This is a genomic window from Anaerobiospirillum sp. NML120449, from assembly GCF_023051105.1.
GTDB lineage: Bacteria > Pseudomonadota > Gammaproteobacteria > Enterobacterales > Succinivibrionaceae > Anaerobiospirillum.
On the sequence record NZ_JALKIL010000029.1, the window covers coordinates 1 to 15,634 of the forward strand.

Consider the following 15,634-nt stretch of genomic DNA (forward strand, 5'->3'; position numbering starts at 1 on the left):
GCCAAATTTTATCCATGTATGTATATATTTCTATTTATAGTCAATTTTCAGATAGATACTTGACAGTTGAAAAGTATTATCAATATTTTTTTAATTGCATCATAGATACAACGTATCGATAAAAAAATATATGTCTAGAAGGCGATCCTTAAATGCCGGGCTATGGTCACGAATGCGGCTGCGGGCATCGGACTGGTTGGCGGAAACGTTTGCCTGGTTGCGGATTGAGCTCTCCAGTCGGTTCTGGATTGCACCTAGTCCAGCTCTCTGAGCGTCTACAGCACCGATGATCTTATCCATTGCCTCAATAGTAGCCTGGGCACCGGATGCGGTTGAAAGCAGCAGCTTCTTATTAGCATCAAAAAACTTGTTAACGTCTGCTTTCAGGCCAGCTAACTCAATAGCCTTGGTGAATTTCATGTTGGAAACATCAAATGAAATGGTATCACCCTTGTTAGCACCTACCTGCAGAGTAAGCTGACCAACGCTGCCCTTATCGCCCAGATAAATGGAGTTCTTTCCCTGATCGGCACCGTCTAAAATGGTCTTTCCACCGAACTTGGTCTGAGATGCGATACGATCAATTTCAGCAACCAGAGCAGTTGCCTCAGTATCCAGGGCCTTGCGGTCATCGCTGGTATTGGTTCCGTTGGAAGCCTGTACAGCCAGGGTACGGATCTTCTGAAGCATGCCAGTCATTTCATCCATGGCACCTTCAATGGTCTGAGCCAGAGCGATACCATCGGAGCTGTTACGGTTACCCTGATTTAAACCATTAATCTGAGTAGTTAAACGGCTGGAGATCTGGAGGCCGGCTGCGTCGTCCTTGGCGGAATTAATTCTCAGGCCAGAGGAGAGTCTTTGATATGTAGTTGTGAGCTGTCCCTGCACATTATTGAGATAGCGGCGGCCATTTAAGCTGGACACATTGGTATTCACATATACGGCCATGAGAGCCTCCTTATTTGTCTAACAACCATAGATAATTCTTACAAATGAAGCATGCGCCAGAACTTCGCTTCAAAGAAGATCACTACTCTCAACGCAAAGCAAATAGATACTGTTATTTTTACGATCAAAAATGTAATTTTCGCATTAACTGACCTTTACACAAAAATTATAGATACAATAAACACACTGTAATTTCTAAGCATTCATTGTAATAAATCCTACTTATAAGGCATTTATCATCTCCTTTTTGCTCAGAACATTACGATTTGCGATTGCAAACTTATTTCATAGATTTAAATATTAATGACACAGAAAATAATCCACCTATGACAGCTCCAGGCATAATCACGAATGCTTCCTACTCCTCCTCCTCCTTCTCCTCCTCCTCCTCCAACTGTTCCTCAGCGTCTTGACAGTCTTATCTAAGATCTCTATGCCCTCACAACGACCATGAGCTAATAGCCCGCCCTAACAGATTAAGCCAACATAAGCTCACATTGCCAAGGCTCAACGAAGCGTTCCAGACCTTGGCCTGTAGACATGCGCTGCTTACTTCAGCAAAGCGGCCGCATGAAATCATGAAGAAAGACAGGACCATAAGCCCGCATTGCCATTATGCCCAATCGACCTTGCTGCACCTTAGTCCCCTAAAGAGACAAAGCCTCAGACAAACCACTATCCCCATGTTGCTCATTCCAGCTGAGTGGCCGCAGCAAGTGATGGACAATGGCTGCCCAGATATGAAGCACGCGCAGAAATGACGGTAAATCTCAATGCATGAGCAAGGCCCCATAAGCGGCAGCTCCTCAGATAAGCCCGTATCTCCATTTTGCTTACTCCACCTCATTGGCCGCACCAGATAATGGGGTATGGCCCGCCAGACAAGAAGACGGATAAAAATGCACGTCAACCACTTAACATCTGCAGCCGGGGCAAAAGACAGCTGGTCATCTGAAAGACACTGTCCCCATATTGATCGTTCCTGCTATACGTATGAATAAGCTGACAATGGGTTTCTCACCACATCTCAACCACGCATAGAGGCTCATGGCCATTAGCCACCTGTTGAGCAGCCTTACAGACAAGCATGCCCTGCCTGATGCACGTAGACGGACGGGCATTAGCCTGAGTGGCTGCATAAGACTTCTGCCAGTGGATGAATGGATGGATGGATGGATGGATGGATGGATGGATTAATGGACGGATGGATGAATGGATGAAGGAATGAATTATGAGGATTGGCACATCAGAGCTTATGAGGCGAGGCGTGCCTAACTGACGGGATGAGCTGCCGGGCCCTTGTTGTGGCTTTTGAACACCGCGCCAGGCTGCGAAATCCAGAGCTGAAGGACCTTGAGCTGCCCGTTACAGGTTTCTGCTGACCTGGACTGACAAATGGAGCTGCAAAGCAACACATTGAAATGCATTTATGTGACCAGGGATAGGGAGAACATGTGCAGGTATGACCGTAAGGCAAAGGTTTGCTGATTTGTACTGCAATGATGGCTTTTATTAAAGGGGAAGTTCCATTGAGCTATGGATTCGGTTCAACGCAATCGTTTGCAGGGGAGGAGCACTGATCTTGCAGCACTCATAGTCTTTGTTCTGGAAGTTGCTCAATTTGAAAATGCGATTAATACGGGGTTTTTCGTTTGGATTGAGCTATTTTGGTGGGATTTACGCACAATCATGGACGGCAATATTTGCCGGATATAACGGATTTTCAGGGTCCGGAAATGGGAATCGGTGTATCTATTTCGAGCCTGTATATGCACGCCTGCCGCGCGATAGAGCACTTGGCGGCAAAAATTGTCGCAAATCGTATGCAGGAGAGAAAAGTTAGGAAACCGCCAGAATATGGGATTTTATCTGGGTTAGAAATGCAGGTGAAAATTAGGGAGGAAAGAAAAATTTGGAAAAAGATTAAATTTTTCTGAATCCAGGCCGTCTCTATACTTAGAATGCTGAGGGTCCATATTCCTAAGTCCAAAAACCCCCAGCCACTGAGCAGATCGCTCAGGAGAGATCTTTCAATCGAAGTTAATCTCCGATTGTAAACAGTGCAGGTATTGCAGTACCTGCCGCATTGTTTTCAGGCAATGCACAACTGTTATTCTGTTTGCGCATCAGAGCTTGCTCTGATGCCACCCCTCTTAGTGCCCCAGCGCATTAAGAACTTCTCCTGCCTGTTACATGTCAGGGTTCTCTGCATCGACTGAGAGCTCCAATTCCTCACGCCTGTTCCTGGCGTAAAAGCATTTCAATCAATTCAGATTCTTGTTCTGAGGCCCAGACCAGAGGTCTGTCTGAAGGGCAATATGGCGCATCTGAAGACCGATATGCAGTCTGCAGCATGCCTAAGAAAGCTGTTAAGGATGATCTTCCTGAACGTACCTGTCTTAGGAACAGTATATCCATATGAAAAATGTGTGCCATTTTTCAAAAAGACTTTACTTTGCAACTTTTGTCCTGGCTCCCTTCCCATCATGCTGCTGTAGAACCCCTGTTTTATCACATTCCGAACAACAGTCCTTAACTCGCAACCACCCTTTCATATCATCATTCCCGGACAAACTTCACTGCACAACCGCCCTAAAAGACCTGGCTTTACCTGGCGGCTCTGCGGCAAATTAATACCTGTCCAAAGGTTAATATTGCCATTTTGTCCCGTGAAAGAATTGCCATTGTATGGGCTTTATCACCTGCCACTTCTTACTGACTGAAGCATGGCGTTAAGCGCACGGCTGCGTGGTTGAGCGCGTCAGCTCAATGGAATGGCTGAAGGGCGACCTGAGATCAGTTGCCCGGTATTAAGGAGGATCAGCATGCCCGTGAGCAAGGCTGCTGTAAGATGAGTGGCTGGAGCGGAAAGGAGTTGATTTGAGTTGAGTTAGGCGAGTCGGACTGCTCCAGGCATCTGTATCTGCGACAGAGATGAAAGGCCTTGAAAGGCAGGAGCCAGGCGCCAATGAGAGAGCGCAAGGTGATGCTGCATTGCATTGCCTGCATACATGGCCAGTCCAGGAACTGGCCTCAGCTCATGCCAAGGCAGGGGACGTAGCGCTGGGGGCATGCCCTGGCATGGGACGTAGCGTGAGGGTATGCCCTGGCAAGGCAGCTTGCGGCTGTCTGAGCGGGCAGGCTGCCATGGCTGTATGGGGGATGCTACTGCTCGCCTATCTTCTTCCAGGTGACCTCGTTGCGGCAATAAAGAGGCTCAGCCAGGGCCGGGTCGGTAAGATTCATATCACCAAGGCATGAGCACATGATAATAGCGTCAGCCTCAGGATAGAGGTGAGTCTCATCTGTGCTCAGGTCAGGCAGGGACAGATCAGGTCTGGCTGAAGCAGCCTCCTTTAAAATAGCCATGCCGGTACCGCCGGTTACTGTTACCGCTCCTGCTTCCACTTTGGACAGCTCTCCGGCAATCAGCTCAAGAGCAGCCTCAGGTCTGATTACCTGCTCGGCAAGCACGGTACTTAGATTATTGCCGTCGTACCTGTACAGAGCAAGATAGACCTCGCCCATGCGGGCATCTATGCAGGACAGGCCATAGCAAGGATGCTCCATGGAGCCCTGTGCAACCATCTGCTTTACAGTAAGCAGCTTGAGGTCGCTGACACCAAATACATTTACATCAAGACCAAGAGCCAGCGCCTGAGCTGCAGAAACAGCGATACGCACACCGGTAAAGGAACCAGGGCCACTGCCAAAGGCTACACAGTCTATATCGGAGCGCTCTACACCGTTTTCCCTGAGGAGGTCATCAATCATGCCCAGAACCAGACTGGCATGCTTTTGTGGAGCCACCTGACCTTTGTAGAAGATCTTATCTCCGTGGCTCAGGGCTACCGAGCAGTTCTCGGTAGCAGTATCGATAGCTAAGACTGTAGTCTGGCTCATGATTAATCCCTTTGAAGGCAGATAAACAATGCAGCTGCGGGCTGCTCCCGGGCTGCGTAGCTGACGCGCCGCTGAGAATAATAGCACAGCGCTGCCGGCTTTGATCTTTGCACAAAAGTCAGGTGCGTGATAACCTTTTATACCGGTCAATGAGCCAGAGATTTCTACAGATCCAGTCTGACAGCTGCCATTCCACTATTTCATATGGCTGCCCGGTCTGACAGACGGCAGTCCACTCTGACAGTAACCAGTACTGGTTCTGTACAGTTAACTGATAACAGAGCTCATTACCTATATCTGCTTAACAGCAGCTTTCTGCTCAGCAGACACTCTGAAACCGTATTACGCTGCACCATATCCTGCTGGCAGAACACCTCACGCCTCTTAAATTTTTGTCACCTTATCAGGAACCCACTGTCCTGATGCTCACTGATGACTCTGCCTGCATAACAGCAAAACACCATCAGAGCCATCAAAAGCGACTGCAAGGTCATATTTCTGGCCTGTGCTCCGGCCTGCGATCTGCCTGTGCAAGGACAGCCTCTGTGCTGTACAACAGCTGGGGCCAATGACCCCATGAGCTAATGGACCAATCTGCGATGTTGCATTCTGGACCATGTGCAGCACTGGTGACATTTGATGATGTTGCATTCTGGACCATGTGCAGCACTGGTGACATTTGATATTGCACCATACAGATTACTATCCGAGCCTCTGGCATCAGGGCATTTCTACCTGTTTACTTTGCACGCCCGCGCAGTGCCCCCCTTTGCTGCGTTTTCAGGGTTATACCTGCCAGACGGAGCTTTTGTGCATCCTGACTGCAGTTCAGGACCATCCATTGTAGTTCCCCATCACACCATAGTTTAAGCCCGGTAATCAGGGACAGAGAAGATCTGCCCTTTGTCTGCCGTCTTTGCTCATGCCCAAAAGGCACCCGGCCAGTGTATGTTGCCTGAACACGGCTCAGCCACGACTGACAGCAGCTGGTGCTCATTGCCCAGGACAATCCCGGAGCAAAGATCAGGCGTATGCAGTACTGGAGTTACACAGACAGAGCGGCATCGACCATGTCTCCGGTGCATGTCTCCGTGGTATGTGTATTAGACATGTGTCTGGGGTATGTGTCTCAGGCATGTGACCGGGCATGCCGTAAAGACTGAGCTCCTTGCAGATGCAAATGCATGAGTCCATGCATGCATGTAAGAAGGCTGGCAGACAGACGGAGGAGGAGAGACAGCATTCGGGGAACATACATTGAGTCCATGGGGGCCGGGCTGATGTGACGGATGCATTCGATTTGATTATCAGGGTGGCTTGCTCTTCAGGCCACCGCTAAGGACAGCTTAAGCCGGTATTGCTAACCATAAAGGTCTTCAATTGTCTTCAGGCACAGAGTACGGCCTTTATAAAAAGCAATACTGGCAAGGCAATAACAGTAAAACGAAAAACAAAGCCCTGCTGTTATACACCCGGAAGATGCTCTTTCCCGTTTCATGACCAGCCCCGCCTGAAAACATGCCAGCCAGCAACTGAAAGTCAGGCTCGAGGCTCTTATCAGGCCCTGTGACCTGGGCATGTGGACAAGTCATGTGGCATGGGCATATGGAGCGCCCCTGTGTCCTGAGTATGGCGAGACTCTGTAATGCCCGTCACGGCATCAGGCAAGGCTGCAGCCATGCCCATGACCTTTCTTGCCATCTCTGAGGGATGAGTATCTGCTGAAAAGCCGGGATGTTGTGCGCCGGGCAGGCCTACTGCAAGTGATTAAGGTTTAAAGATGAGCAACTTACCGTCAAACCGTTCTGAAGAATCAGCCGTCAGCAAGGAAAATGGCGACGGCTCCTCTGTCCATGACAGCGCCCGCTCCTCAGTTCTGATGATGGGCGAATATCAGGTAAAAGATCTTCATCAGCTAAGAGAACACTTCAATCTGCAGTCTATTCTGCGCGCCTGGTACAGTGGAGAACTTATTGAGTTCTGCCTTGTCCACCGTTTGGCCGTAGAGTACCGTGCCCTGTTGCGCCTGAAAGATGCCGGGGTGCTTACCAGTCTCGAGCTCAGCAGCCGTCTGTGTCGTATCTTCGGTGTCCATCGCTATCCCATGGAGATACAAAGTGAGCTGTCCCATGAGCAGCTGTGCGAGGATGTCAGAATCATTGCCGCCCGCGACAGCAGTGCCCACATGTACTTCAAAGAACATGAAATGCATGAGTCTGCCCGCTATGCCACCAGCGTACGTACTGACTTTGTTAAAAGCGCATGGCACAGTGCTCAGGTTTCACCTGTTATTGCCGCAGCGCTGTGCGATGAGCAGTACTCGGAAATGGGCTCCAGAATAGCCAGCACCGCTCCTTCATGGATGCCATCTCTGGAGCCCGTATTCCCGCCTCAGTATGCAGTACCGTCACGCAAGGACCGTCTGCCACACCACAGGAACAAAAACAGCTACACAGTGCAGCGCCGTCGCATGCAGCCTGTAACGGACATACTTGGCAACCGTGACAGCAACCCTGTTGACCCGCGCTTTCTGCCAGCTCAGGAGCTTGCAGCCGAAAACCAGCACAGGCACACTGACAGCCTGATAAAGCCTGTAACTCCCTGTGCAGCCACAGAACCAGGCCAGGCAATATCCAGTACGCCCACTGCACACGCATCTTCCTGCTCATCCTATGGCGACCTGACGGCTGGCACAGAACATCCCGGGCTCTCAAATCCGGCCGCCTCAGCTCATTACGCCTCATGCCCGGCTACATTAAACAAGGATGGCAACGGCTCATCATTATCTTTTGCTTCAGAGCCTGCAGCATCAGAGTCTGCAGCACCAGAGTCAGGGGCAGATCCATCTGCGGGTGCTTCAATGACAGAGTGCTTAGCCCCATGGGACTTAAATAAGGGCAAGGTCAGCACTGCCAAACTGCCTGACCCTGCCGACAGTGCTCCGCAAGAGCAAAAGACAGCTGATGAAAATGAGCAGCCTGCTTTCAGACTGCGAGCTGGCACAGCCTATCGCTCTATACGACAGCGCCTTATCGACAGCCGCCGTGTCTATAATGACAGCATTCTGGTACGCCGTGCCCAGGCTGACTTCAGCCCACGTTATGCCTCCATGTTTGCAGAGCCCAAACTGCCTCCAGTGCACATGCCTGAAATTGAAAGCAGCATGGACCTGTCAGATGGGCAGCCAGAAGAACCAGCACCATCCAGCTCAGCTGGAACCGCAACAGCAGCTGCAAATGCAGCGGCTGGAGTAAATACATCAGCTGCCGAAAATGCAGCAGCCGCAGCTGCACCACCAGCTGATGCTGCACATACTGGCTGGGACAACTCAGACACTTACTCAGACTCCCCTGCAGGGGATCATGGTGCACGTAACCCCGAGGCTGTAGCCGCCACTGCCGCAGCTCATGCAAACTCATCTGCTAAAGCCCATACAGAGAGCTCTGCAGGAACCGCTACATCATGCACTGCCTCTGCCCCCGTCTGCCCTGCACCTGTTGCCATAGCTGCTGGAGATGAGTCTGCCTCTGTGGCAGCAGCCTGCGCCGATACTGCCGCTGCAACTGCAAATGGAACTCATGCCGACAACGCATCTGCTGAACAGCATGCCGATAAAGCCACGTCAGCCCTTGCCGCTGCAGCTCCCTCCGTCAGCGCCACTCAGGACGGTAAGACTGATAACAAGCCTGAAAAGCGCAAGCGGGGACGCAAGCGCATTCACCCTCTTACCCCTGCCAAAAGCTACAAGCCTGATGCGGCTGTTATGGAGTCATGGAAACGCCTGACGGCATCTGCTGAATATAAGGAAAAGCAGCAGGACATTGAAAAGCGCCGCGCCCTTGAGCCTGAGCGCTTTGGCCCTGAACGCAATGCGCCTTCCCTGTCTGCCAGTCTGTCTCTTAGGTCAAAGTCCCCTTTGCAAAAGGAATGGGAGCGTCATGAGGCCGCCCCACGCCTTGATAAAGACGAACTGTACAGTGAGATTGACCGCCTTACCTGTGCTGACCTTGAGCCATATTATGACGCCAGTTGCAGCGCCCACGACAATAATAGCCCTGATGCCAGTCATGACAGTAACTGCAGTGGTCAGGGTACTGCAGATAACAGCATTGACCTTGAAAGCCTGATTGCAACCATTGTGAACCTTAACGGACCAGCACAGCCCCAGGTCCCCGCTGACTCTGATGTTCTCAAGACCAACAACAGCCAGAGCACAGATCCCCTGCCCGCCGCAGCAGGCTCCACAAACCAAAGCACAGCCTCTCCCATGGCAAGTGAAGACAATGCTTATGCTGATGCCGTTACTGCTGAGACCGATGCTGCTGATGCTGATGCTGCCGTTACTGCTGAAACCTATGCTGCTGATGCTGATGCTGCCGTTACTGCTGAGACCGATGCTGATGATGATGTTACTGCGGATACTGATACTTCTTATGAGACTGACAAAAATACAGGCCTCCTTGCTGTTGACACTGAGCCAGCCCACGAGCCACCGTCCCAGTCCAGTCAGCAGCACGGGACTGATGACTGGCCAGCTGAGCAAAAGCCTGCTGAACACATGAGCTGTGCCGCAGACGGTGCCAATGGCACTGCCATGGCAAGTGATGACAGATCAGAGCTGGCGCCGTGCTCCGTCCATAATTCCACTGCCTCACAGCTTGCCTCTGAGCCAGTAAGTGACAGTCACCCATACGGTGACGAGCATAACTGTAACCCTGAGGACAACTGCCACTATGCTTCTTATCAGGGGCATGCTGCAGATACCAGTCTGTCAGGCAGCGAGCCCCACGATTTAGCTGACCGCAGCGGTCACAGGGATAATTCAGGCACGCCCCCATGCTCTCTGTTCTCTGTCAGCCCTGACTCCCATGATCAGCTCGAGACGGGCTCCGGCTCCTCCTGTATGTGCGATAACAGCATTGACAATGCAGCCCAGGTCATTAACAGTGACAATGGCAGAGACATTTCCGATGCCAGACTCAAGCGAACAGGTATTTACTCCTCTATGACCATGCCGGGTGTGAGCGGCCTTAATGAGCATGATGAATGCGCTGTCGGTGCTGACACAGGCGTACGTAAAGACGGCGGCGCGGTCCCTGTCCATAAGCGCTCTGTCGGAGCTGACACAGGCGTGCGTAAAGACGGCGGCGCGGGCCATGTCCATGAGAGCTCTGTCGGAGCTGACACAGGCGTGCGTAAAGACGGTGGCACTGGCCCTGTCCATGAGCGCTCTGCCGAAGCCGACATAAGCGCTCGTAAAGACGGCGGCGCGGGCCCTGTCCATGAGCGCTCCTGCAGGCCAGGTACCCTTGCCATGTGGGACCATCCTTATGGAAGGATTCAAACTGTGGTGGCTCAGGGTGCCGCAGGTCATGACTGGGCTTACGCCAATGAGCACAGCATGGAGCACGCAGCCACATCCGAAAAACTGGAGAGAGGCAGTCCCTGTGCCTTTGTGACAGTCGATCAGCGCAGCTTCAGCTACCGCATTCATGGCTTTGAAACAGGTGTTATGGGCCTGCCGATACCGCCTTTTAATGAACAGACGGTCAGAGAAATTCCCGCAGACTCTGCTGCTGCCAGCTGCCGGTCTGCTGTCTCAAAGAAAAAGCCTGATGACCCCCGCTTTAACCCTGACGGCACTCCTGTGGTCAAAAGAGGTCGCGGCCGCCCGCGCAAGCATCCACCCAGAACAGCCGATAGCCCAGGTGCAGCAAAGGCTCATGGTCAGGCCATGTCAGCCAGCCACGGCTCTGCTGACAGTGAGGCTGCCCTCAGGGCAGCCCGGGAACACTTTGCCTTAAAGGACAGTACCCCTGACCCTCATGAGCAGCAGCTGGCCAACCTGTATAAAAGTACTTTTACCAGCCTGCACGCTGCCGGACAGCAGGAGCTTGAGCTGCGTGACAGACTCTATCGTATGAAAACCATGCGCTCGCATGTACTGCGCCCCTTTGAACCAGACCTGAACGAATGAGCCCCGATCTGACCGCCTGTCTGCAAATATCCTGTACCCACGTCTGAATCCATACCGGCTGTGGCATGCCTGTGCATGGTGCAGCTGCCGCTGACATACCAGCTGCAGCTACGAGCACTTCAAGAGATACGGCCTGTGTATTAGCCTCGGCCCCATGCTACACAGCATGGCTACTGCCGCATTGCCGTGCCCGGCCTCATGCTACGCAGCTGACAACAGCCTGATTGTCGCTCCCTGTTCCATGCCCAACAGCAGGTCACTGCCATGTTGCCTGCTACCTGTCTCTTGCCCCATGACCTGGGGCATGGATCAGGCTGTGTATGGAGCGTTGCGCGCTTTTCCACTAAAATGCACAGATAATCACGCTTACAAGCATGTGTGCAGCAGCTGCCCGGCATGGAGCACAGCTCCATAATTCAGCCAGCAACTACTGCACACTGGCTTGAGTCCATAGGCTGCGCCAGGCAGTCCCTGTCGAGTACCTGGAAAGGTCATGTGCCATGCTCAGGCATGTGCTTTGCCAGCCATGTGCCATGCCCCAGCATGTGCTTTGTCAGGCCATGGACAGAGCTCCGCTATGACCGTGGCCTGTTCATGGCCAGAGCCCGGCTGTGAGCCTGAGCATGGCCATGCAATGGTCAGTGTCGGCCCTGACCTGCTGCTGCCAGGTATTACATGGGCCTGCTCTGCAGGAACATGGACGGCAGGAGCGGCAGCTGCCGGTCCGGAAGCAATGGTTAGTGCCGGTACGCCATGGTCTGTGGCTGTACGTTCAGGTTTGTGGCGGTACGGCCTGGTCCGTGCCGGTACGTTCAGGTTTGTGGCGGTACGGCCTGGTGCGGAGCCTGGTAATACTTGTGTTTTCAGATAAGGAAGTGCGTTATGGCAAGAACAGGTGCTAAAAACAGATCGTCGGGACGCTCGAGTGCTCCTGACAGTCTGCTTTCACAGACTGTGGAGCTCTCCAGTGAGCTGTACCACCGCCTTGTCTGTGAGATTATTCTCAATGAGCAGCATCGCGAGATCTGCCTGCCTCTGCTGCAAAGTCTGCTCAGTGAACACCGTGCAGTCTTCAGTGCTGATTACGGCAATTTCTTTCGCCTTATGTCCGGAGCTGCCCCAAGGGTGCTCTTTTACATGATGCAGATTCAGGAGTTCCGTGAGATTTACCTGTGCGATGACCAGCTGGCTCTGACCTACCATCTGTATGACCGCCTGATTAAGACTTCAGATCGCTACAACAATATGGTCCGCGAGTACCGCAATGTTCTCAATGACAGCAATGAATCGGTACAGGCCATGCGATCCCTGGTTAACCGCAATGAGCAGCGGCGCAATCAGGCTCCGGAGGATCGGCAGTTTGATGCCTTTGATGAGCTGGTTGAAAGTGATGCCCGCACCATAAGCGGCATTGGTGACCCCACAGAAGAAATCAATTACTTCAACACCAGAGAGCGTACCCGTATTGACGGACGAACCACTCAGGGCCGCGAACTGAAAAATGCTTTACAAAGCCAGATGGGTGACTTTGCCTGGGATGATCTGCCCAAACCGGTACGCCGCCGTAAAGGCAAAATGGCCTCAACTGATGACAAAGAGATCTTTGCCGGCGGTGCCATAGGTCGTCGCCTGAGCGCTCTTGCGGCCTCCAAGGCTGCCCCTGAGGTCATGCCGGCATTCAGCCATGAAAGCAATGAAGTGCTTTCAGCACGTATGCTGCTGGGCGCTAAGGGCCGCAGCGACGCCCCTGAAGTTGAGCTTGAAAGTAATGATGCTCCGTCGCCTGAGGCCACCGCAGCTGCAGCTGCCCTTTTTGGCCTTAAAACTGATCATGAGCGTGTGGTGCTTACGGCATCTGACTGCAGTGAGTATGTGCTGGGCGAGGTGAACAGCACTGCTCCTGACTATATTCAGGCTCTCAGTCCCTCAGGGGGCATTTATGCCTCTGCAGGCTTTAACAGCCATGCCTTTGCCATCATGGACATGCTAAGCCGCCGCCGAACCTTTGGCGCTCTTGAAAACCGCCGTGAAAACAAAAGCCTCGCCGGTCTTGAGGGCATGGACAATGATGAAAATCTGCCTCTGACCTTTAATGTGCGTGCCAGCATCAGCGCCATTGCTGATTACATGCAAAAGGAGCGCAACCGTTTCAGCTCCATCATGATGCGCTTTACCTCAAGCAATCGTAACCTCAGTGCCCTTTTTGGCCAGCATATTCAGATTATCACCGTTGATGCCACACAAATCAGCCCGGGCGGCATCACCCTTGAAGATCAAAGCGTGCCCTGCTTTATCATCAGAATGGGCCGGGGACTTAATATCCGTCCTGACAGCCTTGCCGACAGCGATGACAGTGTCCGTCCGTGGCTGACCAGCGCCCTCAACAACCGCTTTCTGGTTACCAGCGGCCTGCAGCTGCGCTCGGCTGCCCCTTCACTTGAGGGCAGCGAATTTGCCCATATGGTAAATGAGGCCTCCTCACGCAACGCCCCTTACAATCAGTGGAAGCTCTCCCTTGCTCATAACTGCATGTATGAGGGCGTCTATCAGGTAAAATTCAAAAGAGACAACCAGCTGCCCCTGACCTTCGACGATCAGAGCTCCGGCCCTTTTGACCTCGTATACATACGCCTGTAAGCCACAGCCCGGCCCGCCTGACGGCCACACAGCGGCCAGGCAGCCTGGCTGTATGTCCGTCATGCACTGACTGCCTGTCCGCCTGGCTGACATGCCAGGCCAGGCCATGGCCAGCGCTGGCCATGCCAGGGATGCTCTGTCCAGGCCAGGCCCTCGCTGACCTCATGGCCCGAAAGGCTGATACTGGCGCAGCCATACAGGTGCTGCGCAGCCGGAGAGCACAAATGCGCCGCTGCAACAGCTTATATCGCGCGCATCAGCATTGCAGCGATTGCCTTTGCACCAGTGAACAGTGAGCTCTTACAACCTCAGAGGTAAACGGTAAGTGGAAAAAGATGAACTCATGGCACGACTTGCAGATCTGGCTCAGGGAAAGGACACTCCGGAGAGCTGGCAGCAGTGGTGGGATGAACATAAAGAACAGACAGCCTCACTGTTAAGCCCGGGAGAGTTTTTGCAGCTCAGACCGCGCCAGCACGGCTTTAAATGGGTACCCCTGATTGCAGGCCAGAAGGTTGCAGTTGCCATACTGCAAAGTGCAGGTATAAGTGTTGAGGCAAGCCCTGTATACCATGAGCGCTATCTTGAGGAGCTGGATAATTTCTCCCGTGAGCAAAAACGTTTGCAAAAGGAAAAGCAAAGCACCTTCAAAACAAACTTTCCGCAGCTGTGTACCCGTTATCCACGCTTTTGCAGAGCTCTGGCAAGGGTGCTTGAGGTAACAGATGAAATACGAATGCCGGCAGCGCCTGAACTTATTACTGAGCAGGAGCATCTTCTTGAGTTCACCTTTCCTGATGCAGTGCGTGAGTTCTTTACACTCACAGCCGGCATCAGGCTGAGCGCCGGTATCACGGTAGATCTCAGCAGCACCTTTATTCTTGAGATGGATGCCCACAGGTACTGCGTGCTGGGCGAGTATTTTAAAGAGGCCGATGGCGATCTGCTGTTGCTCACTGCAGGCGAACAGACCATACTGTACTACGCTCATGAGCGCAACCAGGTCACAAAGCTGTGCAATAATATGAACGAGCTGCTGGAACTTAAGCTCTCAAGATATCTCAACAGCCAGTAAGAACCACACCTGCCCGGCCATGCCCGCATCAGCCCGGCAATGCCAACACCTGCCCGGCAATGCCCGCATCAGGCCGGCCATGCCCGCATCAAGCCTGTCTTGCTGCAGCAAGATGCGCCTAAGTGCCCGACACAGGACCAGTTACCACTGCAGACATGTGCCACGGGCAGTACAATTGCGCTCAGTGTCTGAATGACGCTTAAGCGCTTCTCTTTACAAAATATTTTACAACGACAAAAGATAAGGGCATATGACTGATGGCCTGACCACAATATGCCTCCCACAATTTTAAGGTAGACCAGTATGCCACGTTATCTCGACAAAGATACCCGCGACAGGATCATAGAGCTGTTCAAAGAAGGAAAGAGTTTCAATGCTATTGGCAAAGAACTGGGCATAGCTGCCAGTACGGCCTCCAACATAGTAAAAAATGAGCTTCCTATGGAGGAGCGCATGCCTGAGCTGCCTGCAACCTTTGACAGCGTTGAGCTGGCATACTCTGTCTGCACGGCCTGCAAATCAGCTGGATATGACTCACCGATAACTGCAATGATGTGCAGCCAGTTCAATGTCGATGTTAAAAAGATCAGGGAGCTTGCCAACTGGTTTGCCAACAACTGCTCAGTTAATACTCACGAGACTGTCAATGAACTCAGGTCAGAGGTGGAAACCCGCGACCGGCTGATAGAGGGGCTCAGTGCTGACCGGGTAGAGAGTGAAGAGGCACTGGAGTACCTTGCACAGGCTCACCTCAAAAAGCAGCTTAAGAACACCACAAAGAAACTGCAAAAACGCCTTGAGCAGGAGAAGAACAAGGTCCGCTTCCTGGAAAAGGTTCATGAAATCATGAACGATCGCTCCGGCCAGCCCAAGTAAAAGAGCTCAAAGCCCCTGCACAACTCAAAGCCCTGAAAAGTCCGCACCCACAGCACAGCACAGTGCACTGCACTGAACTGCACAATGCATCAGGCACTCTGTACAGTGCCACGCTCCAGCTGCTCTGTGCCAGCCGACTGTACCTGAGGCACAAAGGCAAAAGCCCCGCAATGCGGGGCTTTGTCATTATGGGCAATCATTGTGATGACCGTACT

7 protein-coding genes are annotated in these 15,634 nt (G+C 52.4%); 5 read left to right on the forward strand and 2 right to left on the reverse strand.

Annotated features, from left to right (window positions below; all coding sequences use genetic code 11):
* Window positions 1-99: 99 nt before the first annotated feature.
* Window positions 100-951: a flagellin gene (locus tag MXE41_RS08840; RefSeq protein ID WP_281503575.1), complete on the reverse strand. Its 852-nt coding sequence runs from the start codon at window positions 949-951 to the stop codon at window positions 100-102.
* A 1,736-nt stretch (window positions 952-2,687) separates the two neighbouring features.
* Between MXE41_RS08840 and MXE41_RS08845 the strand changes: the two genes are divergently transcribed.
* Entirely contained in the window at window positions 2,688-2,888 is a 201-nt protein-coding gene (locus MXE41_RS08845; protein WP_246978387.1) for a hypothetical protein, read from the forward strand.
* 1,228 nt (window positions 2,889-4,116) lie between these two features.
* On the opposite strand, the gene tsaB is transcribed toward MXE41_RS08845, so the two are convergent.
* Window positions 4,117-4,854 (reverse strand): tRNA (adenosine(37)-N6)-threonylcarbamoyltransferase complex dimerization subunit type 1 TsaB, encoded by a 738-nt coding sequence (gene tsaB, locus MXE41_RS08850; protein WP_247100237.1) that lies wholly within the window; start codon window positions 4,852-4,854, stop codon window positions 4,117-4,119.
* A 1,780-nt stretch (window positions 4,855-6,634) separates the two neighbouring features.
* Between tsaB and MXE41_RS08855 the strand changes: the two genes are divergently transcribed.
* From MXE41_RS08855 to MXE41_RS08870, 4 genes are all read left to right on the forward strand, one after another.
* Window positions 6,635-10,831 carry a hypothetical protein gene (locus tag MXE41_RS08855; RefSeq protein WP_247100238.1) on the forward strand — a complete coding sequence of 1,399 codons (4,197 nt, stop codon included), beginning with the start codon at window positions 6,635-6,637 and terminating at the stop codon, window positions 10,829-10,831.
* An 882-nt stretch (window positions 10,832-11,713) separates the two neighbouring features.
* Window positions 11,714-13,468 carry a hypothetical protein gene (locus tag MXE41_RS08860; protein WP_247100239.1) on the forward strand — a complete coding sequence of 585 codons (1,755 nt, stop codon included), beginning with the start codon at window positions 11,714-11,716 and terminating at the stop codon, window positions 13,466-13,468.
* 325 nt (window positions 13,469-13,793) lie between these two features.
* Window positions 13,794-14,543 carry an SMI1/KNR4 family protein gene (locus tag MXE41_RS08865; protein ID WP_247100240.1) on the forward strand — a complete coding sequence of 250 codons (750 nt, stop codon included), beginning with the start codon at window positions 13,794-13,796 and terminating at the stop codon, window positions 14,541-14,543.
* A gap of 303 nt (window positions 14,544-14,846) precedes the next feature.
* On the forward strand, window positions 14,847-15,419 hold the full coding sequence (locus MXE41_RS08870; RefSeq protein ID WP_247100241.1) for a helix-turn-helix domain-containing protein: 573 nt from the start codon (window positions 14,847-14,849) through the stop codon (window positions 15,417-15,419).
* Window positions 15,420-15,634: the final 215 nt, after the last annotated feature.